Raw genomic sequence first — 24,046 nt, 5'->3', positions numbered from 1 at the left:
ATTCGGCCATTCACATAAAAACCTAAAATCTGTAGACACAGAGAACACAGAGTTTGAAACGCTTATGCTGTTTGTATGCTCTGTGTCCTCCTTTTATCTTCTGAGCCTACAAACTTTTTTCACGCTCTGATTCGCTGTTCCACGGTGCTACTTTAAATAACAGCAGCATGCCTGGAATCGCCAGCGCGGTGCATAGGAAGAAGAAGTTAATCCAGCCCATTTGCTCTACCAACCATCCTGTGCTGGCATTAATAAAGGTGCGGGGCACTGCTGCCAGACTGGTAAACAAGGCGAACTGAGTTGCGGTATAACGCGCATCAGTCGTTCTGGCGATATAAGCCGTAAATGCAGCCGTTCCCAGCCCAACGCCCAAGGCTTCAAATGCAATAACAATCGCCAAAGCAACTTTATCTGCCCCCATTGTCGCCAGCCATGCAAAACCTAAAATCGAAACAACCTGCACCACACCAAATAACCACAGCGCACGATTGATACCCAGTTTTAACATCCATACGCCGCCCACAATGCCGCCAAACACCGCAGGCCATAGCCCCGCATTTTTAGCAATCACGCCGATTTCTGTTTTACTAAAGCCCAACTCTAAATAAAACGGCGTGGCCAAGGCCGTAGCCATACTGTCGCCTAATTTATATAAAAAGATAAAAGCCAGAATCCACATGGCATTGCGCCAGCCGTGGCGGGTCATAAACTCATGAAAAGGCTCAATCACCGCCTCACGCAATGTTTTAGGCGGGCGGACTAATTGTGGCTCGCTTACCAAAAGTGTCATTAAAATACCCGGCAGCATAAACAAACCGGTAATCATAAACACCTGCGCCCACGGCAGATGATCGGCCAAGATCAAAGAAAACGCACCGGGAATCAGGCTGGCAATCCGATAAGCATTCACGTGCACCGACGTACCCAAGCCCAATTCTTCGTCACTAAGAATTTCACGCCGATAAGCATCAAGCACAATATCCTGGCTGGCGCTAAAAAAAGCCAATGCGGTGGCAAGATAGGCAATCGACCATATATCTAACTTGGGATTAAATAATCCTAATGAGGCGATTAAAAGCAGCAAGGCAACTTGTGTGAGTAGCATCCAGCCACGCCGCCTGCCTAAGCCTGGCAAAGCATAGCGATCTAATAAGGGAGCCCAAATAAATTTCCACGTAAATGGGAATTGAATCAGCGCAAAAAAACCAATCGCTTTTAAATTAACACCTTCGCTTTTTAACCATGCAGGGACTAAGTTAAGCAGGATATACAGAGGTAGACCCGAGGCAAATCCGGTAAACACACAGATAAGCATGCGCCGGGAAAACAAGAGCGATTTCCAGTGAGTAGTAGTCATAGTATCTGGCGGTAAAATGGAGGCATTACCTTACCTTAAATTCAACATTTCAAGGCCATAGCTGAGACGATTATTCAAAAATACACAGGCTATTTTTACCAAAATGGTAAGCAAACACGCCATATCCTGCGCTCTGCTGGTAAACCCCAATAGGACAAGCTAGAGAAATCAGGCTAATGTTAATTCAAACAATCGTTTGGAAACGCCGCAATTTCAACCTAAACGCAGCTATTTAGCACCAAGAAAGAAAAGAAAAATCAGCTTGATCTCTAATTAATACAATTGCTGGGAAACGCACCGATGTCGACCTATACGCAGCTATTAAGCCCCCTCGATCTGGGCTTTACTACCCTTAAAAATCGCGTCCTGATGGGATCTATGCACACTGGACTTGAAGAAGCCCCCGATGGCCCGGAACGCATGGCCGCCTTTTATGCCGAACGCGCAAAAGGCGGTGTGGGCCTGATCGTTACAGGCGGCATCGCGCCCAATGCAGCAGGTCGTATTTATGAAGATGCAGCCATGCTGGCCGATGAGAGCGATATCCCACGCCATCTGCCGATTACCCAAGCCGTGCACGATGCGGGTGGCAAAATTTGTTTGCAAATTTTGCACGCGGGCCGCTACGCCTACCACACCGCTAGCGTGGCCCCGTCGGCCATTGCTTCACCAATTACGCCGTTTACGCCGCATGCTTTAAGCGTGGAAGAAATCGCCAGCACCATTGCTGATTTTGCCAATACCGCTAAATTGGCACAGAGCGCGGGTTACGATGGTGTGGAAATCATGGGCTCGGAAGGCTATCTGATTAACCAATTCCTTTGCAGCCATGTCAATCAGCGTGATGACGAATGGGGTGGAGACGCCACCCGCCGCCAGCGTATTGCAGTTGAAATCAGCAAAGCCGTCCGCGCTGCGGTTGGTCCCAATTTTATTGTGATTTTCCGCCTGTCTTTGCTCGATTTAGTCCAAGACGGCGGCACGCTGCCCGAAGCGATTATCCTTGCCCAAGCGCTTGAAGCCGCTGGCGTCACCCTGATTAACACTGGCATCGGCTGGCACGAAGCACGCATTCCAACCATCGCCGCAGCCGTACCTCGTGGTGGCTTTAGCTGGGTCACGCGCAAACTAAAAGACCATGTGTCCATCCCACTGATCGCGGTAAACCGCATTAATACCCCAGAAATTGCCGAGCATATTTTAGCCAGTGGCGATGCAGATATGGTGTCCTTAGCTCGCCCGCTCTTGGCCGACCCTGATTTTGTCAATAAAGCCGCGAACAAGACCGCCAATCTGATCAACACCTGTATCGCCTGTAACCAAGCTTGCCTCGACCATGTGTTTGAAGGCAAACCAGCCTCTTGCCTAGTCAACCCTCGCGCCTGCCGCGAAACTGAATTCCCGATTGCAGCCAAAACACAGCAAACCAAACGCATCGCCGTGATTGGCGCAGGCCCAGCCGGGTTATCTTGTGCTACTGCGGCGGCCAGCCGAGGCCACAAGGTCACGCTGTTTGAAGCAAGCACTGCCATTGGTGGCCAATTTGGTATTGCCCAGCGCATCCCCGGCAAAGAAGAATTCACCGAAACACTGCGCTACTACCGTAATCAGCTCGATTATCTTGGCGTAAATATAAAGCTCAATCACTTTGCAAATGCCGCCGAGCTGGCTGGTGAATTTGATGAAATCGTGATTGCCAGCGGCGTAAAACCGCGTGTGCCAGATATTGCAGGCATCACCCACCCAAGCGTGGTTTCCTACCCAGCTCTGCTGCGCGGCGAAGTAAAACCCGGCAAAAAAATTGCGATTATTGGCGCAGGTGGTATTGGCGTTGATACCGCGGTGTTCCTATCCGAAACCCATAGCGATCTCAGCCCCACAGACAACTTTATCCGCGACTGGGGTATTGATTCCAGCATGAGCAGTGCGGGCAGCTTAGCCAAACCTGCCATGCAGCCTAGTGGCCGCGAAATCTGGCTATTAAAACGCAGCAAAGGCAAACCAGGTAGCGGCCCCGGCAAAACCACCGGCTGGGTGCACCGCGCCACCTTGCAATTACGCGGCGTAAACCTGCTTGGCTCAGTTGAATACCTGAAAATCGACGATGCAGGCCTGCATATCAAGCAAAATAATGAAGAGATCTGCCTTGAAGTCGATCAAATCGTGCTCTGCGCTGGGCAAGAATCCGTCACTACACTTTGGGATGAACTCAGCGCCGCCGGTGCACCCGTTCATCGCATTGGCGGAGCGCTACTTGCCGGTGAAGTAGACGCTAAACGCGCCATTGCCGAAGGCTTTAATCTGGCGATGGCGTTTTAAAAATAAAATGGGCTTGTGATTCACAAGCCCATTTTTACATCGCTAACGCAATCACACCTGTAGCAATAAATACGGCCCCAAGCAAACGCAATAGCCGATCGCCCTCTCCAAGTAACTGCCCACCAATTAAAGCAGCAAACAGCATAGAGACTTCACGAGCAGGGGCAACATGGCTAAGTGGAGCAGTCTGCATGGCAAACAACACCAAAACATAAGAAATAGGGCTGATCAACGCCACAATCAGCGCGTATTTCCATTGTTTTTTCCACAGAGAGAGCGTAGTGGCCGTGTCTTTTAATAAAGGCGGAGCTAAGAAAACGATACGAATAAAATTGCCAAAGTAATCCAGCAAAATGGGTGAAAGTAATAAAACTTTAACTGCATAGCCATCTAAAACCGTATAACTGGCAATAAATAAGCCTGTGAGCAGGCCATAAAATAGCCCCTGATGTATGCGTGGCCCTTGGCGAACATCCTGCATTGTTTTAAAAATTTTTGGCCCACCAGCAATTAAAAACACGCCAGCTACAACCGCCAACATTCCTAGCATGCCTTGTAAGGACAATACTTCGTCAAGCAAAAATATCGCACATATTGATGCAATCAGCGGCCCGGAACCACGCGCTATCGGGTATACCACGGTTAAATCAGCCTTACGATAGCCTCGCAGCAGCGCAACAAAATACAGCACATGTAATACACCGGAGAGGGAAACAAACGCCCATTCGCGCCCTCCCCATCTTGGCACGATGTTCCAGCCATAATAGATACCAACCGGAGCCCAAACTACCATGATGATTAGGCTGGAAAAACCAGCAAAGCGCACGTCTCCACCGGCTTTTTTCGCCGCAATATTCCACAAAGAGTGGATAAAGCCCGCAAGAATAACCAAAGCAAAAGCAGAAAGCGGCATCAGCCAAGATCACAGTGTATTTGCAGGCTTTCAGTTGAATTTAAGTGAATTCGAAAACCTTCCTTGATAAGGGCCTCTTTTACCTGACACAGCGGAAGTGAATATCGCTCCACTCGACGTTTTTGCCAAAATAGTGGGGTAAACACGCTCAGAGGTAATAGCCGTACACGACGCCCATACAGAAGAAAAGACACATCAATATGTGTGCCGTCCACGTCATGGCCATTGCTTCCAAAAATAGCAGCAATCTCACTTTGCCTGCTGGAATAACAAAAGCGAAATGCGCTGATACCCAGAGCACGAAACTTATTGCGGGCGAAGCCAAGATGAGATTCTTTCTTTTCGTAGCCCCGGGTCAAAATCAAACCAATATGCTCTGGTAATTTCGTCTGAATACGCTGCAATTTGCTAAATGCATCTAAATCTACCTGCACCTGCTGAGCAGGCCACCGCGGCCTGATTTGCACATTGGCATGCATGCCACGATTAAGAGTAAGTAAAGTCAAATATAGCGCCTTTAATTAAAAAAACGATTTAACCAGTCATACTAAATAAAGGATCAAGCGCCTTGCTTAGGCATCAAAAACCACAGAATCAAATAAACAAAAATACCGGGAAACGCCGCCGATAAGCAAGACACAATCACAAAAATCAGGCGCAACTTGCCTGAGCCTATCCCCATATAATCAGCCAAGCCACCCATCACACCGGCAATCCACTGATCGTTGTTACTTCTACGTAATACTTTATTCATGATTTATTTCCTAGTTAGCACTGCGATTTAAAATCCGTTCCGCAAAAAATAACACGTTTCTACTTTGCAAATAATCAAACAAATACCCCAATCAAACTGTATCACTCCAGCGGAGCCCCAAAGGAAGCTCTAAGGGGGCAAACAGAAAATGCAAAACCCTCCGCTGACTTTTCCCTGATGATTTTGAAGAAGAATGCAAAAGTAAGGGCCGCATCAATAGCGCGCTACCTGCTTCAGCCACACAGACGATTTCTTGCTGGCGAGCTAACGCAGCACACTCAGCCGTCACCAAGCCCTGCAAATGCGATCCTAGCACCAAGCGTAGTGGGCCATCATCTGCCCCGCACATGTCCAAATGAATCCTCACCGCAATCAACCGCTGTAATACCTCAACAGGCGCTCGTACATACAGTTGGCCTTCTTTGACCGACCAGCCCTGCAAAGCAGAATGCTCAATGCGCTCTGCCACAGGAATACTTAAATCCTGATGCACTGCGACCAGCCAATTGCGGGAAGCTGATTTTTCAAAAAAGGTGCACTGCACCGCAACCAAGCCTGCTGGGATCAATGGTGATAAAGCAGGATGCTGGCGAATTTTTACAGCCAGAGAGCGGCACCAATCTTGCGATAATAAACGCCGTGTTCCTACAGAGGCACAGCGCATCGTTTCAATCTTCCCAGCAATGACTCTACATTCAGCAGGGCTTAATAAGGCAGAAACCAAAGTAAAGCCATCACGCTCAAGTGCATTCATATTTATCTACACTAACAAGGTATTTTGACATCAAGCTTACCATTACTCTGTATTTAAACGAAAAAAACCCGCCATCACTGGCGGGTTTTTATAGAGAACTAAGCGTTTATTTACTTAAAACACTGGCAACCTCAATAGCCTGCTGACCAACAATCAAATGGAACACTTGATCGCCCTGCGGCATCACACCTTCTACGCCAGCCGCTTTTAAAGCCGCTTCATCAAGGCGTGAAGCATCTGCCAGCTCTACACGTAAACGAGTACCCGCAATGGCTTCCAGCTTGCGGATATTGGCAATACCACCCAAGGCAGCCTGAATTTGCATGGCTTTACCATTGATGTCACCTGCAGAAGTTGCCGCTGCAGCCTGAACACCCGCTGTTGCAGCTTGTTGCACAGGAGCAGTTACTGCATCCGCTTCCGGGCCAGCTACTTTCAGGTAATTCACCATATCGGATTTCAGATTATCTGATTGCGTACCAAAGATTGCCTGAATGCCATTACCTACCACCATCACACCGGCAGCACCCATGGCTTTCAGCTTAGGCTGATTTACTTTTGAAATATCTTTAACCGAAATACGCAAACGGGTAATACATGCATCCAAGCCGTTGATATTGCTGCGACCACCAAAAGCCAACACTAATTCACGTGCACGGCCATGTTCGCTGCTATCCACAACATGCTCTTCAGCCGTTTCATCTTCACGACCCGGAGTTTTCAGATTGAGTTTCACAATCACAAAACGGAATACCGAGTAATAAATAGCTGCATAAACCGCACCCAAAGGCAGAATTAACCACCAGTTTTGCGCGTATTTACCCAAAGCGTTAAACATCAGGAAGTCGATACCACCTTGTGAGAAGCTAAAGCCCATATGGATATTGAGCGAGTTAGCAACAAACTGGGTAGATGCGGCCAAGAAGGCGTGAATAACATACAGCTGTGGAGCCACAAACAAGAAGGCAAATTCAATTGGCTCGGTAATACCGGTCATAAATGATGTCAGCGCAGCTGAAATCATAATCCCGCCAATTTTGACGCGATTTTCTGGCTTAGCTGTGTGCCAGATCGCAACAGCAGCAGCTGGCAGACCAAACATTTTGAACAAGAACGCGCCAGACAAAATACCGGCAGTAGGATCACCCGCAAAGAAGCGAGCAATATCACCATGCACAGCAGGCTTGCCATCCACCACGTAATTACCAATTTCAAAGAAGAACGGTACGTTCCAGATATGGTGCAGACCAAATGGCACCAACATCCGCTCTACAAAACCGTACAGCGTTGCAGCGATACGCGGATCAGCATACGCAGCCCATTCAGAGAATGTTTTGATCGCGCCCTGAATTGGAGGCCAGATCAGCGACAAGATCACGCCAACAAAAATGGCCGCGATACCCGTTGCAATTGGCACAAAACGCTTACCAGCAAAGAAGCCAAGGTAAGGTGGCAGCTCGATGCGATAGTATTTATTGAATAAGCCAGCGGCCAGAGCACCTGCGATAATCCCGCCAAATACGCCGGTTTCCATCGCCTTCATACCCATAACCATGGCAGGCTCTGTACCCAGCACCGGAGCCATCACGCCCATGGTTGCCAAAAGCACGACATAGCCGACGACCGCAGCAATTGCAGCTACGCCGTCGTTTTCGGTTAAGCCCAGCGCTACACCAATTGCAAAAATCAGCGCTAAGTTACCAAAAATCGCACCACCGCCCGCTGCCATCAGATGTGAAACCACCTCCGGCAAGAAGGAAAAATTGGATGCACCAAATCCAAGCAACAGGCCCGCAACCGGCAATACCGACACCGGTAACATTAGCGACTTGCCGATTTTTTGTAAGAATGCAAATGCGTTCTTAAACATAATTTCTCCGTTCGACCCTGCTTAGGCGTAAAAAAAGCACCAAGCTATAAATCAAGATTAAGACAGAATTTCCATATAGCGGGGGGCTTCAGGGCCGATAACAAGATGGTAGACATGATTTGCAAAAGGCATCACTGCTAACACACCTGCTTGTTGCAAGCGCTCTGTATCAAAGCGGCTCACATCATTTAAATCAACCCGCAAACGCGTCAAAGCCACTAGTTCTAGGGAGCGAATATTGCTCCATCCACCTAGGGCTGCCACCAACAGAACAGGAAAGCTATCACTCATTGTGTTTACTTTTTCCACAGTTAATTTTCACGTATCACTCGTAATGTCACAATCCATTGAACACCGCATAAATTGAAACACTAAAGCTTGACATATACGCTTGACATAACAGGCCAGCTTCGGCCTGTTACGATCATGATTTAATCTGCTAACTGCTGGGCTAAACGTGCACGAACTTCAGCCACGGTACCCATTTGCAACACTTCAGCCGCCAATTTCTGGCAATCCGCCTTAGAGAGCTTGCGCACCAATGCTTTTACCGCAGGTATAGCTGGCACACTAACAGACAATTCATCAACGCCCATACCGATAAGCAGTGGCACAGCTGAAGGATCGGAAGCAATACCACCACACACGCCGACCCATTTACCGTGGGTGTGCGCGCCTTTTACGGTGTTAGCAATCAAGCGCAACACGCCCGGGTGCATGGCATCGGCTTCTTTAGCCAGTTTAGGGTGGCCACGATCCATCGCCAAGGTGTATTGAGTTAAATCATTCGTGCCAATCGAGAAGAAATCAACTTCGCGGGCAAAAATTTCTGCCATCACCGCCGTTGCAGGCACTTCAACCATAATTCCGACTTGTACTAGCGCAGTAATACCCAAAGCTGCTTTTTCTTCCGCAACGATACGCTTTACCTCACGAACCTCTTCCAGAGACGTAATCATCGGGAACATGATGGCAAGCTTTGCATGCTCGGCAGAGCGCAAGATGGCACGAATCTGGGTATGTAGTAATTCTGGTTCGGCCAGGCATAAACGCACACCGCGCACACCCAAGAATGGATTTTCTTCAACCGGCATTGGCAGGTATGGCAGTGGTTTATCGCCGCCCACATCCAAAGTGCGCACAACAAAGGTACGATCTTTACCTAGCGATTTAGCGATATCGCTATAAATCTTGTCTTGCTCAGCTTCTGTTGGCGCTTCGGTACGCTCAAGATACAAAAACTCGCTGCGCAGCAAACCCACACCTTCACCCCCCAACTTCACCGATTGCTGCGCTTCTTCTAGGCCGCCAATATTGGCTACCACTTCAACACAAATACCATCAGTCGTTGTAGCAGGCTCAAATGCTGCTTCTAGCTCTTCAGCCTGACGCTTAGCCAGCTTCACTTGGCGCTCACGGATGCTGCCGATTTCTTCGGCCGAAGGATTCAAACGTAAACAGCCTTTGCTACCTTCCAGAATCACTGGTGTGCCATTGGCCAATTGCAATGCGGCTTCTTCAATGCCGCAAATCGCTGGAATATTCAGTGAGCGGGCCAAAATAGCAACGTGACTGGTTGCGCCGCCACCAATTGTGCAAAAACCCAGCACTTTATTGCGATCCAGCGAGGCGGTATCAGACGGTGTTAAATCTTCGGCAATCAAAATGGCATCATTCGGCACTTCAAGTGCCGCTTCTTTAATGCCTGCAATCAGACGCAATACACGGCGACCAATATCGCGGATATCGTTAGCCCGGCCTGCTAATACTTCATTTTTCAGCTTAGCCAGTTTATCAGCATAGCTGGTAAACGCGGCACGCCAAGCAAAACCAGCACTCTTGCCTTGGCTGATTGCTGCAGTCGCCAAATCAAGCAAATCCGGATCAGACAATAACTCTTGGTGAGCAGAGAAGATTTCTGCCTTAGCCGGATCAGCAATTTCACCTTTCAGTGCTTCTAACTGCTGGTACGCTTCTTTCAGTGCTTTATCGAAGCGGCGTTTTTCCAGCTCTGGCACATCGCCCGCTTCAACAACGTCGATCACTTCTTGCTTGACCTGGAAAATATGCCCAACAGCAAGGCCAGGTGAAGCCGATACACCCATCAGTACATTTGGGTCATTCGATTTTAATGCCGGGCGTGTTTGTGGCTTAGCAAGATGCTTAATCGCGGCAGGCGCTAATAAACCGCCACAGTCTTCGCCAGAGCCGCTGGCAATCAGCTCAGCAAGGGCCTTGGCTGCTTGTGCCGCATCAGGGCCTGTTGCTTTTACAAAAACCGAATCACCATGCTGCACTTCCAAACCCATAATCGATACGACCGATTTGGCATTCGCTTCATCACCGGCACGCACCATTTTTAAATCTGATTTAAAAGTTTTGGCTGTATTCGCCAGCACCGCAGCCGGGCGCGCGTGCAAACCTGTTGGATTAGGCACAATCACAGCAGCAGATTGGATGGCAGCATCTGCAGCGACAGCTTGACCAACTACGGTAGCGCCAGCTAAATCCAAGGACAGAACAATATCCTGACCGGCAACAACTGTTTTTTTGATTGTTGGCAGATATTTAACAACCTTATCACCCGTAGTAATCACGATCTGTGTGAGTAAGCTAAGTGCTTTGCGAGCAACCAAATCGGCATCGAACTCAATCAATGGCTGGCCCACTTTCACTTCAGTGCCTTCTGCAACCTTGGCAATAAAGCCTTCGCCACGCAGCATCACGGTATCTAAGCCAATATGAATCAACACTTCGATCCCGGCTGGCGTAGTGATGGTAATGGCATGCCGTGACGAATGCAGCTGAGTTACTTTACCGGCAACAGGCGCAAGCAGCAGATTGGAAATTGGATCAACCGATACCCCATCACCCACCATTTTTTGCGCAAACACCGGATCAGGGACCGATTCTATGGCGACAACAACACCTGACAGCGGTGCAAAAAGATCCAGCCGAGAGGCTTGAGTCGAATTATTCATAGCAACCTCATTATTGGGGGGCAGTGCTTGTAGAAACTCTTATGTCGGCTTTAAAGCCAATCGCGCTGTAGTTTAGTGCTATGGCAAAAAAAATAACTGTGTAATTATTGCTTTTGTCATGGCAACAATTTGCGTTTTCTCATTAAACACGCATTTTGTACTGTGCAAAAAATGATAAATTATTATAAATTTCAATTTTCTTGCAATATTAGCAAGACTAAAGCTGTTTTTCACCTTGTGGACAACGCCAAATTTGCTGACCGGTGAGGATGTAATCCAATCGTAAATCCCAGCGATCTGTAGCCAATTGCTCTACATGCTGCTCATCAAATGCTAAGCCCACTAAACGCGGTTTTTTCCACTCGCGCCGCCAGCGTCTAAATTCAAACGTACAATCGTAATAACCGCCACCCTGCCCTAATCGGGCAAGATTGGAATCAAAAGCAACTAAAGGCATAAACACGATATCTAAATCACGTGGTGAACATATTTCACCATTCAGTGGCTCAAGGATACGGTGCGGCCCTAGTTTCCACCGACTCTGCGCATCTAAACGCACAAATTGTAGTTTTCTTCCCCGCTTTGGCACTTTAGGCACATACACATCTATACCGCCCGCCAGAGCCCGCAGCATTAATATCCAAGGGGAAAACTCACTGCCTGCAGGAATATACGCAGCGATTTTTAATCCACGGCGTAATAAGCCAAGCTGCTTTGCCTTCGCAACAATAGCTAATTCTGCTAAGTGTCTTTCTAGAGGAGAAATCAGGGCGCGAGTGCGGCGTATCGAACGCCGCACTTCGGATTTGCCAGATAAACAAGTGATATTCACGTGGAGTGAAACAATGAAGAGCTTCCCGCGAGTGCCGTCCGACGAGCAATCTTGAACCGAAGGTTCAAGCGGTCACCGACCGGATGCCATCAGGTGCATCCAACGGGGGATGCTCACAACAGGCATACTCATGGCAGGCAACCAAAGTAATTATTGGTTCAGAGAGACAAGTCGTAACAAACACCGCAGGAAAGCATTGGTTTACAATAGCCGCAAGTTAGGAAAACAATTCTGTCTGTTCGCCCATCACTGCATCTATCGTTGAATTCATGCTGGCAATTCTACGCTGAATTGTCGCAATGTCAAAACCCCCATCAACCCTCGTATGCAAATATTCATGAGTAATATTAAGCGCAGCCATAATCGCTATTTTCTCCAGCCCTATCACCTTGCCAGATGCACGAATCTCATGCATACGCTGATCTAAGAGCTCTACAGCCTGAATCAGCGTCGCTTCTTCATTTTCAGGACAAGCCACACGAAATTCACGGCCCATGATAGAAACATCGAGTTGCTTAATCCCGTCGCTCATTCTGTATCCTCCGGCAGCTTGGCCAAAATAGCAGCAACTCTTTCTTTGCTGCCATCTATCTTCGCCAACAAGCCTTGATTGTGCTGCTGTGTCTGCAATAACTTCTGCCTTAAGCCACGATTCTCATCACGTAGCTCACGGCAAAGCAGAACCAGTTGGCTTACTTTATCTTCAAGATTTAAAAGTTCAGCTTCCATCAATGACTTCCATAGGCAGCAGAGCAGACGGATTCTAAGACAATTTTCCAGAATACGCCGCGCAGATAATGACTCTTTTCATTCAGTAAACGATATGCAGTACCCAGTTTCGTTCACAAATCCGGATCTGGCAACTCAGCTTCATCATCAGGATCGTACACAGGCATTTCTAAGAAATCGTCTGGTGTCTCCAAAGTAATTCGCCCTAATATACCTCCGCGAAACTCAGTCAGAATCATATCTGCCGTCTTTTGCGTATCAATCCGTCCGCCCGATAACATCGCACCGCGTTTCTTACCAATCAGCTCAAAAAGCGGCTCTGCATCACCTAATAAATCTTTCAATTTATAACGATCTAGCAATAATTGCGGGTAACGCTCAATCAACGTTTCAATCGCGTACAAAGCAACATCCACTTCATCATAAGCATTTCGACCAATCGATCCGGCCATTGCTAAACGATAACCCGAATCCTCATTCTGCACTTTGGGCCACATCAAACCTGGCGTGTCGTACAAAATCATACCCGCCAGCGTTTCAACGCGTTGCTGCATCTTGGTCACACCCGGCGTATCCGCTACTTTCGCAATTTTACGCTTAGCTAAATGATTGATCAGCGTTGATTTACCAACGTTAGGAATCCCAACAATCATTGCTCTAAGCGGTTTTTCCTCACCATCTCGGTGCGGAGCTAAGGCCTGACACAGCTGAGGAATCAGCTTTGCACCCTGAATTTTATTATCTTCACCCAACAAAACCGCTTCTGTACCCGGCTGAGATTTAAACCATTCAAGCCAGATTTTATTAAGCCTTGGATCTGCCAAATCTGCTTTATTCAAAACCTTGAGAGCAGGACGCTGCCTTAAGCGGCGCATCGGCTCAATCATGGGATTGCTACTAGACAATGGCAAACGAGCATCAACCACCTCAATCAACAAATCCACCTTGGCCATGGTCTCTGCAACCTGCTTACGGGCAGTGTTCATATGCCCTGGAAACCACTGGATCGCCATCGAACCCCTCCGTCAAAACGAGCCATTATACGGTGAAAAATCAAACGATCCATCAAATCAACTACTTGGCCTGTGGATAAAAGTAAGTGCCACTGTGGAAAACCTTCAAGTCCGCAAAATCCAAAAAACTATCTCCAAATTATCCACAGGCCAAACAGATTTAACACCCAGCCTTGTGGATAACTTAAGTTGTTGAAAAAACAAGGAAAAATGACTTATCCACAGAAAACATCACTCCTTATTAGTTGTTCTTATATCTTTCTTCTTAAATGAAGTATTAAAAGAAAAAAAGGTGTAAATAAATTTTCCAACCCAAAACACACCAAAAATGTTCTAAAATCCGCTTCTTGCATGCCAAGGACCATAGATATGAAACAATATGCTCGACACTTACTTGCTATAGCTACTGTCATAGGCATTGCTGGATATTTACTTTTTCAAACGCCAAATAAACAAGCACCAGATATAGAATTAACCAGCATTGAAGGCAAAAACTTAAACCCGTCTACATTAAAAAACCAAATCGTTCTGGTTAATTTCTGGGCAACTAGTTGCACTGGCTGTATTCAAGAAATGCCTGAACTTATAAAGCTACAAGAAAAATATAAAAATAACAGCTATAAGACAATTGCTATTGCTATGGATTATGACAATCCAGAATATATTGCTAATTATGTACAAGAAAAAAAATTACCATTCTTTATACAACATGATATAAATGGAAAAATTGCAAAAGCATTTGGCGATGTAGGATTAACACCTAGTACATTTTTAATTAATAAAAATGGTTCTATCATTAAAAAATATGTAGGTGTTGCAGATATAAAAGAAATAGAAAATTTAATTGAAAAAGAAATAAAAAAACCTTCATAAATACATAAATAACCTTTAAAATCAAATGGTTACTATAACTTAGTATTTGTTAACAAAAATAGCAAACATATAAAAACCACATATTAATAGACAATAAAAAAACGGCCAAAAGGCCGTTTTTATTATAAATAAATATATTAACTAATTTCTAAAAATACTAATTTTGCAGCTTCAAGTGTCTCCAAAATATCTTGATCAGAATGTGCTGAAGAAACAAACCCCGCTTCAAATGCAGAAGGCGCTAAATAGATTCCTTTATTTAACATGCCATGAAAAAAAGAATTAAAACGAATACGATCAGAATTCATCACATCCGCAAATGATTGCGGAATATTTTTACTAAAGTAAAAACCAAACATACCACCTACGCTTTGCGCAGAAAAAATAGTATTTGTTTCTTTAGCAACTTGAATTAAACCATCACATACTTTTTTAGTTTGAATAGACAATTGATTAAAAAACCCGTCTTCACGAATAATCTTTAATGTAGCCAAACCAGCAGCAACTGCGACAGGATTACCAGATAATGTACCCGCCTGATAAACAGGCCCCAGAGGTGCTAGCTTGGCCATAATATCGCTACGGCCACCAAAAGCAGCGAGCGGCATACCACCGCCTACAACTTTACCAAGGCAAGTTAAATCAGGTTTCACACCGTGCAAACCTTGGGTGCATTGCAAATCAACCCGAAAACCAGTCATGACTTCGTCATAGATTAAAACTGCGCCATAATTTTCAGTCAACTTGCGCATTGCTTGAACAAATTCAGGGCTGGCTTGCACCATATTCATATTACCAGCGATGGGCTCTACAATAATGGCTGCGATTTTATCGCCCATTTCTGCAAACAATGCTTCCAGAGCAGCGACATCGTTGTAAGGTAGAACTAAAGTATCAGCTGCAACTGACGCAGGTACACCAGCTGATGAAGGATTGCCAAAAGTTAGCAAGCCAGAACCTGCTTTTACTAACAAGCTATCTGCATGCCCATGGTAGCAACCTTCAAATTTCACCAATTTATCCCGACCAGTAAAACCGCGAGCAAGGCGAATAGCGCTCATTGTGGCTTCAGTGCCACTTGAAACAAGGCGAACTTGTTCGATAGACGGTAGTATTTCGCAGATTAAATCGGCTAATTCCACTTCTGCTGCCGTTGGCGCGCCAAAACTCATGCCATTTTTAGCTGCTGCAATCACCGCTTCTAGCACATCTGGATGAGTGTGGCCAAGAATAAGCGGGCCCCAAGAACCTACATAATCAATATAACGCTGATCATCTACATCCCAAACATAGGCACCGAGACCTTTTTTAAAGAAACGTGGCGTGCCACCAACAGAACCAAAAGCGCGCACTGGCGAATTTACGCCGCCAGGAATATGCTTTTGTGCGGCAGCAAACAATTGTTGGTTTTGATTCATGACGAAATCCACAATAGAAAGCAATATCATAGCGCCATCGATCTTGTGCAGAAACCGTCATTGCGCACTTGTTGTCTATTTTGTAGTGCAACGTAGTTTGTGTTTGTCGACTACATTGCTACTTTTTAATAAGTATCAGACAAAAAAATAAGCGCCTTTTTTATAGGGCGCTTATTTTTTAAGTTTTAATTAATTACCAAGTTGAATAGCAATGCTCAGAAAGATAGCTATTAAAGTATCGCGAATCATTTGATACTTCCTCGCCTAGCCAAGCCGGTTTGGTATAGGCCGCATCGCTACTAGGTAATTCCAACTCGGCGATAATCAATGGTGCATTCTCACCATGAAATTCGTCAATCTCCCAAGTATACCCAGCAAAGTCGATTAAATAACGAGTTTTATCCAATGTATTTGGACACAATTTTAATAAGGCTTCAGCATCCGCAACTGGGATTTCATACTCAAACTCTAGGCGTTCAATTCCTGCTGTTTTGCCTTTGATGGTGATAAATCCTTGCGTCCCACGTAAACGAACACGCACTACCCGCTCTGGATCACTGGATAAATAACCCTGAGCAATTCGGCTAGATTGCCGCACTTCTTTACGCCAATCATCACTACTTAATAAGAATTTACGTTCAATTTCTGTAGCCATTATTTTTACCTAAGTTTTTTAGAAAGGCTTTACCACCACCAAAATAACGCAGGCTGCTAAAACTAAAACAGGGATCTCGTTAAAAAAACGATACCAGCGATGGCTGCGAGTATTACGGTCGCTTGCAAAATCTTTGCATATTTTCCAACACAAGCCGTGATAGGCGATTAAAACGGCGACGAGTGTGAGTTTTGCATGCATCCAGCGCCAACCCGGGCCCATATAAAAATCAAAGTAAGACCAAAGCCAGATACCAAATATCAACGCCAAAATACCTAATGGCGTCATAAAGCGGATCAGCTTATGCTCCATCAATTTTAAGCGTGCTATCGTTTCATGATCTGTGCTCATGGCATGGTTTACAAATAATCTAGGCAGATAGAACAGGCCCGCAAACCAGCTGGTAATAAAAATAATATGCAGTGCTTTTACCCAGAGCATTAATTACCCTTTTTAGTTGGATACTTACGTGCTGCGGTATCGTACAAGCCTTGTACTGCGGGAATTTTGGCTTGTAAATCTTGAATACGCGTTTGATTTGAAGGATGAGTAGATAGGAATTCTGCGGGCTGTCCTTTACTGGCGGCTGCCATTTTTTGCCATAGGCTAACTGCAGCTTGCGGCTTATATCCTGCTCTGGCAGCCAATTCTAAGCCCATCGTATCAGCTTCGGATTCATGCTCGCGGCTATTAGGTAGAAAGTAGCCTACTTGCATCAGCTCATCGGCCATGCCCATATAACCATCGTATTTTCCGCCAGTAAGTAGCGACAAGCCTTGCATGGCTAATTGCTTGTTATATGCGCTGCTCATGCGCTCGCGGCTGTGCTCTCTTAAAGCATGGCTGATTTCATGGCCCATAATTTGGGCGATTTCATCATCGTTCAGCTTTAGTTTTTCGATAATGCCTGAATAAAACATAATCTTGCCGCCTGCCATGCAGTAGGCATTGAGCTCTGGGCTATTTTCTACATTCACTTCCCATTGCCATTGACTGGCATCCGGGCGAAATACGCTAGCTTGCGGAATTATACGATTAGCAATGTTGCGTACTCGAGCTGTCATTTGCTTATCACTATTTAATACGCCTTTGCTTTGCGCTTTATTTAGTGTTTCCTGGTAAGACTGCTTAGCCATATTGTCGACTTGTTGTTCAGACAATAGCATGCTCATGTTTTGCTTACGGTTAATCTGAGTCGCACCCGATTCCGTTGTACTTACTTGCTGACAGCCTGGCAATAAGGCTGAAAGAATAATTGCGCTAATCAGCTTTTTCATAGCAATCCTTTTAGATTTCTATCATCTCAAAATCATCTTTTCTGGCCCCGCAATCTGGACAGGTCCAATTTGGAGGCACATCTTCCCAAGCAGTTCCGGCGGCAATACCATCGTTTGGTAGGCCTTCAGCCTGATCATAAATAAAGCCACAAATGAGACACATATATTTTTTCATTCGAGTTACCTGTTAAGTAAGATAAAATTTCAATTTTACCTGATTCAGTGAATGTCCCCATGACTACCAGCCCCCCTATTGTGCTTGTATTTGCTGGTAATGATCCATCCGGTGGTGCTGGACTTGCTGCAGATATGCTTGCTTTATCATCCCTTGGTTGCCATGTGGCGCCAGTAATGACCGGTATCGTGATTCAAGATAGTGCAGGCGAACAAGATGTTTTACTTATTGAGAGTGAATGGGTAGAAGATCAAGCACGCTGTATTCTTGAAGATATGAAAGTAGATGCCATTAAAGTGGGCCTGATTGGCAGTATTGAAACACTTACCGTGATTGCTGAAATCGCGTCTGATTATCCAGAAATCCCGCTTATTCTAGACCCTGTATTTTTCACCAAAGCTGGGGATCACTTAGCTGCCGAAGAATTACTCGCGATGATGCGTGAATTATTATTGCCGCATACCACGCTAGTGACGCTCAATAGTATCGATGCAAGGCACTTAGCATCGGACGATCCGGATGAGCAAGATGATTTAACCCTCGATATTGCCGCCAGCCGAATTCTAGACTTTGGCTGCGAATATGTATTGATTACCGGTGCTCATGAAAATACGCCAAAGGTGATTAACGGCTTATACAGTGATATGGGGCGTGCCAGTGTGGATTCGTGGGATCGATTACCAGGAAGTTTTTATGGTGCGGGTGGCACACTTGCCGCCGCCTTAACTGGCGCTTTGGCCAATGGTGCGGAGATTATCGAAGCCGTTAAAGAGGCCCAAGATTACACTTGGCAAACACTGCTAGCTGCTTACCGGCCTGGTATGGGGCAGCTGATTCCTGATCGATTCTTTTGGGCGCGGCCTGCTGAAGATTTATCGATTACCCCACTGGATGAGGTTCTCTAATTGTTTCACGTGAAACATGACTAACCCCCCCTGCATTCGGTTAGAAAAAGCGATAGATCGCATGGTGCGAGGCTTGGCTGCGCCTTTGCAATTGGCTGATCTAGCCGATGTGACTCATTACTCGCCTTGGCATTTAGCACACCGCTTTCAAAGTGAATATGGTGATAGCCCGCAGGCGTTTTTATGGCAACTCCGTTTAGAAGTTGCCGCTTCGCTATTGCAATGGTCTCCGCATTTGTCGATTGGGCAGGTGGCTGATTTAGTCGGTTTCTCTTCCCCTGCTACCTTTAGCCGGGCCTTTAGCCGCAGCTTTGGTTTTACGCCGAGTGATTTACGCGCTGGGCGAGCCGTCGCGATTTGCTGGATTGCTAATAATTTAGGCGCGATGTCTTATCGTCCTGGATTAACGATTGCGGGCACCGATGTCGATCGAATTTGGAGCTGGGATGAAGTTGAAGCCTGCATCAACTTAGAAGAATGGCCTGCCGAACGTATGGCTTATCAGCGAGCTGTAGGTGATTATGGCTTTCATTTAGAGCAACTCTTGGCGGGTTTTAAAGAGCAATGCCATGCGATTGATATCAAGGCGGATCATTGGTTTGGCTTGGTATGGAGCGATCCGGCAACAACGCCTGCCGAGCGGCGACGTTACGATGCGGCAGTGGCTATTCCACGGCATTTAAAACTGCCTCGGCATATAGGCGAGTATCAGCGCCCTGCGGGGCGTTGGGCTGTATTTAGCCATTTGGGGATCAGCGCCGATATTGGCCCGCGCTGGCGTGATCTTATGCTGGTGTGGCTGCCTTACTCGGGCTGGATGCTAGACCCGCAGCGGCCAAGAGTGGAGTGCTATTACGATGGCCGCTACGATCTTTGCCTGCCACTTCTGCCGGGGCGCAGTATTCAGGACCGGCTGCCAGAGATTTTGCCTGAGCTATTAAAACTGGTAACGACGGTGGTGAATGATAAATAAGCGATGTTGTATAGCGAAAACCCAAATCTTGAACCACGGAGGACTCAGAGAACACGGATTTCACGGAGAAGAACAAGGCTTGAATTATGTTTTGTAGGATGGGCAATTTTTTGTGCCCACGCGGCAATCCGGCATCCATAAAATGATGCATCTATATCAACCGCGTGGGCAAGAAAAAGCGTCTTGTCCACCCTACATGTGATGCCAGCACCAATGCCAAGGCTCATAGAGATAGCCGGATGGATTGCCGCGTGGGAACGATAGGCTAAAGCCAAAGTGCGTGGCGTTGAGATTTAGCCAAGTAAATGCGGGCGTGGCTTCAAAGGCTTCTTCAACCACTGGGCCGCCGGGTTGGTAGATGTCGACAGCGCGGCCGGTGTGGTGCTCGCTGCAGCCGGGCGGGGCAAGCACTTGCAAGATCTGCTCGATATCCTGCCCCTGTGACAACTTTCTTTGAATTAATTCACACTGCCGACTCGAAGCCCGATACGCCGAGGCGATCTGGATATCGACGCCATCTGCCTGTGCAGCAGCTTGCATTGCCAGCCATGCTGCGGCCGCATTCGGGGTGAGCTGCCACACCCGGCCATCACTGGCGATAGCTACATTGACTAGCTCGCTGGCTTCTTCAAATAATTGCAAAGGACGGCGGCTAAGCAAATCTAGCGGAATACCCAGATCTGCCCATGCTGCAGCAAGCAGTGGTGTCATCTTAAAAACCCGGAAACTTTAAAGCAGAGCTGATTGGCTTACCTTTACGGGCGCGTTTCCCTTGATAAGGAGCCATTTCATTCACATTCAACACCCACTCAACGGCTTTGCCTGCGCGCCCTGTGCCATTGATTTTTAAAGTGGCACCATCACAAACGGTAATCGCGGAGAGTGTATCTTTATCATCCAAAGCCATGGTAATCACTCCCCGTCCGCCGCCCGCTAGTTGTTTAAACTCGCTAAAGGCAAATAGATGTAATTTGCCACCTTTAGACAGGCAAGCAACTTGCGATGTTTCACGTGGAACAAAGGTAGATACTTTGAGTAATGTTTCACCTTCCTCCAAGTTCAGGAAACTCTTGCCTGCTTTTTGGCGGCTCATTAAGTTTTCAAATAAGCAGTAAAAACCATAACCATTAGAATTAGCGATGACCACATGATCTTGTGGCTTGGCGGCAAGTAGCTGAGTAATTTGTGACTTAGGCGTCAGGTCAACCAAAGTAGTGACCGGTGCACCGTCGCCCCTACCGCCCGGGATCACCGAAGCTTGAATACTATAGACTCGGCCATCTGTGCCAAACATCGCAATTGGGTCGATAGAACGGCATTCAATAAAGGCCAGCAGCGTATCGCCGTCTTTAAAGCTAAGGTTTTGCAGATCGAGCGCATGGCCTTGGCGGGCACGCATCCAGCCTTTTTCAGACAAGATAATTGTGACCGGCTCATCCACTACTGTGACTTCGAGCGAGGCCCGTTCTGCTTCTACGATGAGTGTTCTACGCGGATCCGCAAATTTCTTTTTATCTGCTTCGATTTCTTTGATGATCAGTTTTTGCATCACATCTGGCGTCGCTAAAAGGTGCTCAAGCTCTGCCTTTTCTTTAGCTAAATCAGCCAATTCTTGTTCAAGCTTAATGCCTTCCAGACGCGCTAATTGGCGTAAGCGAATTTCTAAAATATCTTCGGCTTGGCGATCGCTTAAATTAAACGCCTCAATCAAGGCTATTTTTGGATCGTCGCTATGACGAATAATGCGGATCACTTCGTCGATATTTAAGAAGACAATTAAGCGGCCTTCCAAAATATGCATACGATCATTCACCTGCCCAAGGCGATGTTCCGTACGGCGGGTGACGGTATCAAAACGGAAAGAAACCCACTCGGCAATGACTTGCTGTAGTGACTTTTGCCCAGGTCGGCCATCACGACCGATGGTTACCATATTGATGGATAAACCACTTTCTAGTGCTGTGTGCGCCAGCAGCAGCTTCATCATATCGTCTGGATTTTGCCGCGATGATTTGGGCTCGATCACCAAGCGAACGGCGTTTTCCTTGCCCGATTCATCTCTAACTCTATCGATTAAAGATAGGATCAGCTGCTTGGTTTGAATCTGTTCTTGAGTTAGGGCTTTCTTGCCCTTTTTGATTTTTGGATTACTTAAATCTTCAATTTCTTCCAGCACTTTTTGCGTGGAAGTGCCGTGTGGCAATTCATTAATCACAATCTGCCACTGGCCACGGGCTAGATCTTCTTTGGTCCAGCGGGCACGAACTTTTAAGCTGCCTCGGCCATTTTCATAGGCCGTCACAATATCCTTGCGTGGCGAGATAATCTGCCCGCCTCCGGGTAAGTCCGGCCCTTGGATATAGCTGAGCAAATCACTGGTCGTCAGCGTAGGCTTTTTAATCAGCGCAATGGCAGCATCCGCAACTTCGCCCAGATTGTGCGCCGGGATCTCTGTTGCCATCCCCACCGCAATTCCCGATGCGCCGTTGAGCAGCAGCATAGGCAGACGTGCGGGCAGCAAGGAAGGCTCTTGGAATGCGCCATCGTAGTTAGGCACAAAATCGGTAGTGCCTTTATCCAGCTCACTCAGCAGTAGTTCGGCAATGGGTGTTAAGCGTGCTTCGGTATATCGCATCGCCGCAGCGCCATCACCATCGCGGCTACCAAAATTCCCCTGACCATCGATCAGTGGATAGCGTAGCGAAAAGTCCTGAGCAATACGCACCAGCGCGTCATAAGCAGATTGATCGCCGTGCGGGTGGTACTTACCCATCACATCACCGACAATACGCGCCGATTTAATCGGCTTGGCATTGGCCACTAGGCCAAGGCCGTGCATGGTGTAAAGAATACGGCGTTGTACCGGCTTTTGCCCGTCTTCCACTTGGGGTAAGGCGCGGCTTTTAATCACGCTCATCGCGTATTCGAGATAGCTTTTTTCTGCGTACAAGCCTAGCTGTACGGATTCGGCATCGTCTGGAGTAGCAGAGATCTGCGCTTCAACAAAACGGCGCGGGCCTTGATCTGCGATGCTTTCCAACTCGTCGGCATCATTAGGTTCTATATCGTGCTGAGTCATGGTTTCACGTGGAACAATTGAGGATGGGATTGTAGCTAATTATCAAGCCTGCACTCTGCATGCAAAATGTCACAATGTCCTTGCAACTGAATGAAGAACAGCAGGGACATTTGCTTTTAGTATGAGTGGGCTTGCATTGAAGGCAAGATAGTATGCCTAGATACTCGCTCGAATCTACTCACTTTTTATGTCTTGCATTATTTCTGTTGGAATTGATGCATAGAAAAGCTGAAAAAAACAAGATGAATCTATGCAAAAAATAGCTTATTTCGTATTGGTTTTGCTTTGGTCTACCACGCCTTTGGCGATTAACTGGAGTGTGCAAGGCGTACCCTACTCTGCTGCTCTTGCTGCTCGTTTTGGGCTAGCAGCTGCATTAGCGCTGTTGGTTTTAGTTATCTGGAAACAAAAAATCCCTCGGAGCAGTTGGTCAGCAAGTGCTTGTGCCGGGCTGGGCACGTCTTTATCTATGCTTTGTGTTTATTGGGCATCACAAACGGTATCGTCGGGCTTGGTTGCCGTGTTATTTGGTTTGATTCCTTTGGCTACAGCCGGTTTTTCATGGTGGAGCTTTGGGCTAAAGCTAAGTCGTTTTGAAATGCTGGCAATGGTGATAGGTATCACAGGTTTGCTGATTGTTTTTGCAGAAAAACTACGTTTAAGCGGCGTATTGGGTGTGGCTGTGGTGTTGCTTGCGGTATTGATTCAGGCGGCTGCAGCCGTAAAGCTTAAAAAACTAGCCGCTGGGCAATCGCCACTGGCGGTGAATGCCGGAGCCTTAATGATTGCAACTGTGGTGCTGAGCACGGTGTGTGTATGGCAAACCGATGTCACAAATTTAGCTTTTCCCAAGCAGAGCTTAGCTGCGATTGGCTATCTGGCGGTGTTTGGCTCGGTGCTGGGCTTTAGTTTGTATTACTGGCTGATCCGCGAATGCAAGCCAATTACCGTGTCACTTATTTCCCTGATCACCCCTCCATCAGCGCTTTGGATGGGGCATAGCTTGAATGGCGAAGAAGTTTCTGGGTCTTTGATTTGGGGAACGGCGTGTATTTTGCTAGGGCTGGCGGTGCATTTGCTGGCGCAGCGAGGGAGGGGGTGAGAAAAAGGCGTAGGGTGTGCAAGTTGTTTTTCTTGCGCACCGTTTTCTGCGTCGTTGTACACCCTAC

General features: G+C 46.9%; 24 protein-coding genes and 1 other RNA gene. 5 read left to right on the top strand and 20 right to left on the bottom strand.

Annotation, left to right across the window (positions count from 1 at the left end):
• Positions 1 to 106: 106 nt before the first annotated feature.
• The gene (locus VN23_RS17915) at positions 107 to 1,357 is read right to left on the bottom strand and encodes an AmpG family muropeptide MFS transporter (protein ID WP_046353791.1); all 1,251 of its coding nucleotides are present in this window, start codon (positions 1,355 to 1,357) and stop codon (positions 107 to 109) included.
• Between the two features lie 300 nt (positions 1,358 to 1,657).
• Between VN23_RS17915 and VN23_RS17910 the strand changes: the two genes are divergently transcribed.
• Complete coding sequence (locus tag VN23_RS17910; RefSeq protein ID WP_046353790.1) at positions 1,658 to 3,676, top strand: NADPH-dependent 2,4-dienoyl-CoA reductase; 2,019 nt, start codon at positions 1,658 to 1,660, stop codon at positions 3,674 to 3,676.
• A gap of 34 nt (positions 3,677 to 3,710) precedes the next feature.
• Here the strand turns inward: VN23_RS17910 and VN23_RS17905 are convergent, their stop codons facing one another.
• The 12 genes from VN23_RS17905 to ylqF form a co-directional block, all read right to left on the bottom strand.
• The gene (locus VN23_RS17905) at positions 3,711 to 4,589 is read right to left on the bottom strand and encodes a DMT family transporter (protein WP_046353789.1); all 879 of its coding nucleotides are present in this window, start codon (positions 4,587 to 4,589) and stop codon (positions 3,711 to 3,713) included.
• Positions 4,589 to 5,068 carry a hypothetical protein gene (locus VN23_RS17900; protein ID WP_046353788.1) on the bottom strand — a complete coding sequence of 160 codons (480 nt, stop codon included), beginning with the start codon at positions 5,066 to 5,068 and terminating at the stop codon, positions 4,589 to 4,591. Before VN23_RS17900 ends, VN23_RS17905 begins: the two co-directional genes overlap by 1 nt.
• Positions 5,069 to 5,148: 80 nt before the next feature.
• Positions 5,149 to 5,343 carry a PspC domain-containing protein gene (locus tag VN23_RS17895; RefSeq protein WP_052746824.1) on the bottom strand — a complete coding sequence of 65 codons (195 nt, stop codon included), beginning with the start codon at positions 5,341 to 5,343 and terminating at the stop codon, positions 5,149 to 5,151.
• Between the two features lie 91 nt (positions 5,344 to 5,434).
• On the bottom strand, positions 5,435 to 6,097 hold the full coding sequence (locus tag VN23_RS17890) for a phytanoyl-CoA dioxygenase family protein (protein ID WP_046353786.1): 663 nt from the start codon (positions 6,095 to 6,097) through the stop codon (positions 5,435 to 5,437).
• 106 nt (positions 6,098 to 6,203) lie between these two features.
• Positions 6,204 to 7,967 carry a PTS glucose transporter subunit IIBC gene (gene ptsG, locus VN23_RS17885; RefSeq protein ID WP_046353785.1) on the bottom strand — a complete coding sequence of 588 codons (1,764 nt, stop codon included), beginning with the start codon at positions 7,965 to 7,967 and terminating at the stop codon, positions 6,204 to 6,206.
• 57 nt (positions 7,968 to 8,024) lie between these two features.
• Positions 8,025 to 8,258, bottom strand: a complete 234-nt coding sequence (locus tag VN23_RS17880; protein WP_052746823.1) for a PTS transporter subunit EIIB — start codon at positions 8,256 to 8,258, stop codon at positions 8,025 to 8,027.
• Between the two features lie 140 nt (positions 8,259 to 8,398).
• Complete coding sequence (gene ptsP / locus VN23_RS17875) at positions 8,399 to 10,948, bottom strand: phosphoenolpyruvate--protein phosphotransferase (RefSeq protein WP_046353783.1); 2,550 nt, start codon at positions 10,946 to 10,948, stop codon at positions 8,399 to 8,401.
• A 217-nt stretch (positions 10,949 to 11,165) separates the two neighbouring features.
• Positions 11,166 to 11,780 carry a 5-formyltetrahydrofolate cyclo-ligase gene (locus VN23_RS21595; protein ID WP_052746822.1) on the bottom strand — a complete coding sequence of 205 codons (615 nt, stop codon included), beginning with the start codon at positions 11,778 to 11,780 and terminating at the stop codon, positions 11,166 to 11,168.
• Positions 11,781 to 11,798: 18 nt separating this feature from the next.
• A non-coding RNA gene (gene ssrS / locus VN23_RS17870) (6S RNA) lies at positions 11,799 to 11,975 on the bottom strand.
• Between the two features lie 22 nt (positions 11,976 to 11,997).
• Entirely contained in the window at positions 11,998 to 12,312 is a 315-nt protein-coding gene (locus VN23_RS17865; protein ID WP_046353782.1) for a cell division protein ZapA, read from the bottom strand.
• The gene (locus tag VN23_RS17860; protein WP_046353781.1) at positions 12,309 to 12,509 is read right to left on the bottom strand and encodes a hypothetical protein; all 201 of its coding nucleotides are present in this window, start codon (positions 12,507 to 12,509) and stop codon (positions 12,309 to 12,311) included. Before VN23_RS17860 ends, VN23_RS17865 begins: the two co-directional genes overlap by 4 nt.
• A gap of 113 nt (positions 12,510 to 12,622) precedes the next feature.
• Entirely contained in the window at positions 12,623 to 13,522 is a 900-nt protein-coding gene (gene ylqF / locus VN23_RS17855; RefSeq protein WP_046353780.1) for a ribosome biogenesis GTPase YlqF, read from the bottom strand.
• A gap of 369 nt (positions 13,523 to 13,891) precedes the next feature.
• Here ylqF and VN23_RS17850 point away from each other — a divergent pair, with 369 nt between their 5' ends.
• Positions 13,892 to 14,395: a TlpA family protein disulfide reductase gene (locus VN23_RS17850; RefSeq protein ID WP_046353779.1), complete on the top strand. Its 504-nt coding sequence runs from the start codon at positions 13,892 to 13,894 to the stop codon at positions 14,393 to 14,395.
• A 137-nt stretch (positions 14,396 to 14,532) separates the two neighbouring features.
• On the opposite strand, the gene hemL is transcribed toward VN23_RS17850, so the two are convergent.
• The 5 genes from hemL to VN23_RS17825 form a co-directional block, all read right to left on the bottom strand.
• Positions 14,533 to 15,813 carry a glutamate-1-semialdehyde 2,1-aminomutase gene (gene hemL, locus VN23_RS17845; protein WP_046353778.1) on the bottom strand — a complete coding sequence of 427 codons (1,281 nt, stop codon included), beginning with the start codon at positions 15,811 to 15,813 and terminating at the stop codon, positions 14,533 to 14,535.
• Between the two features lie 193 nt (positions 15,814 to 16,006).
• Positions 16,007 to 16,468: a CYTH domain-containing protein gene (locus tag VN23_RS17840; RefSeq protein WP_046353777.1), complete on the bottom strand. Its 462-nt coding sequence runs from the start codon at positions 16,466 to 16,468 to the stop codon at positions 16,007 to 16,009.
• A gap of 18 nt (positions 16,469 to 16,486) precedes the next feature.
• The gene (locus tag VN23_RS17835; protein ID WP_046353776.1) at positions 16,487 to 16,909 is read right to left on the bottom strand and encodes a CopD family protein; all 423 of its coding nucleotides are present in this window, start codon (positions 16,907 to 16,909) and stop codon (positions 16,487 to 16,489) included.
• Positions 16,909 to 17,745 (bottom strand): M48 family metallopeptidase, encoded by an 837-nt coding sequence (locus VN23_RS17830; protein WP_046353775.1) that lies wholly within the window; start codon positions 17,743 to 17,745, stop codon positions 16,909 to 16,911. Before VN23_RS17830 ends, VN23_RS17835 begins: the two co-directional genes overlap by 1 nt.
• A 10-nt stretch (positions 17,746 to 17,755) precedes the next feature.
• Positions 17,756 to 17,920 (bottom strand): rubredoxin, encoded by a 165-nt coding sequence (locus VN23_RS17825; RefSeq protein WP_046353774.1) that lies wholly within the window; start codon positions 17,918 to 17,920, stop codon positions 17,756 to 17,758.
• A 59-nt stretch (positions 17,921 to 17,979) separates the two neighbouring features.
• Between VN23_RS17825 and thiD the strand changes: the two genes are divergently transcribed.
• Together thiD and VN23_RS17815 are read left to right on the top strand one after the other, a co-directional pair.
• Positions 17,980 to 18,825 (top strand): bifunctional hydroxymethylpyrimidine kinase/phosphomethylpyrimidine kinase, encoded by an 846-nt coding sequence (gene thiD / locus VN23_RS17820; RefSeq protein ID WP_046353773.1) that lies wholly within the window; start codon positions 17,980 to 17,982, stop codon positions 18,823 to 18,825.
• Positions 18,826 to 18,841: 16 nt separating this feature from the next.
• Positions 18,842 to 19,798, top strand: a complete 957-nt coding sequence (locus VN23_RS17815; protein WP_082752834.1) for an AraC family transcriptional regulator — start codon at positions 18,842 to 18,844, stop codon at positions 19,796 to 19,798.
• A gap of 192 nt (positions 19,799 to 19,990) precedes the next feature.
• Here the strand turns inward: VN23_RS17815 and VN23_RS17810 are convergent, their stop codons facing one another.
• Both VN23_RS17810 and parC read right to left on the bottom strand, forming a co-directional pair.
• Positions 19,991 to 20,509: a M15 family metallopeptidase gene (locus VN23_RS17810; RefSeq protein WP_046353771.1), complete on the bottom strand. Its 519-nt coding sequence runs from the start codon at positions 20,507 to 20,509 to the stop codon at positions 19,991 to 19,993.
• Position 20,510: 1 nt separating this feature from the next.
• Positions 20,511 to 22,829: a DNA topoisomerase IV subunit A gene (gene parC / locus VN23_RS17805; protein ID WP_062654957.1), complete on the bottom strand. Its 2,319-nt coding sequence runs from the start codon at positions 22,827 to 22,829 to the stop codon at positions 20,511 to 20,513.
• 298 nt (positions 22,830 to 23,127) lie between these two features.
• On the opposite strand from parC, the gene VN23_RS17800 reads away from it, so the two are divergent.
• Complete coding sequence (locus tag VN23_RS17800) at positions 23,128 to 23,979, top strand: DMT family transporter (protein WP_046353770.1); 852 nt, start codon at positions 23,128 to 23,130, stop codon at positions 23,977 to 23,979.
• The last annotated feature ends 67 nt before the right edge of the window (positions 23,980 to 24,046 follow it).

Source organism: Janthinobacterium sp. B9-8 (genome assembly GCF_000969645.2).
In the GTDB taxonomy this organism is placed as follows: Bacteria; Pseudomonadota; Gammaproteobacteria; order Burkholderiales; family Chitinibacteraceae; genus Iodobacter.
This window is presented reverse-complemented; position numbering and strand designations above follow the sequence as displayed.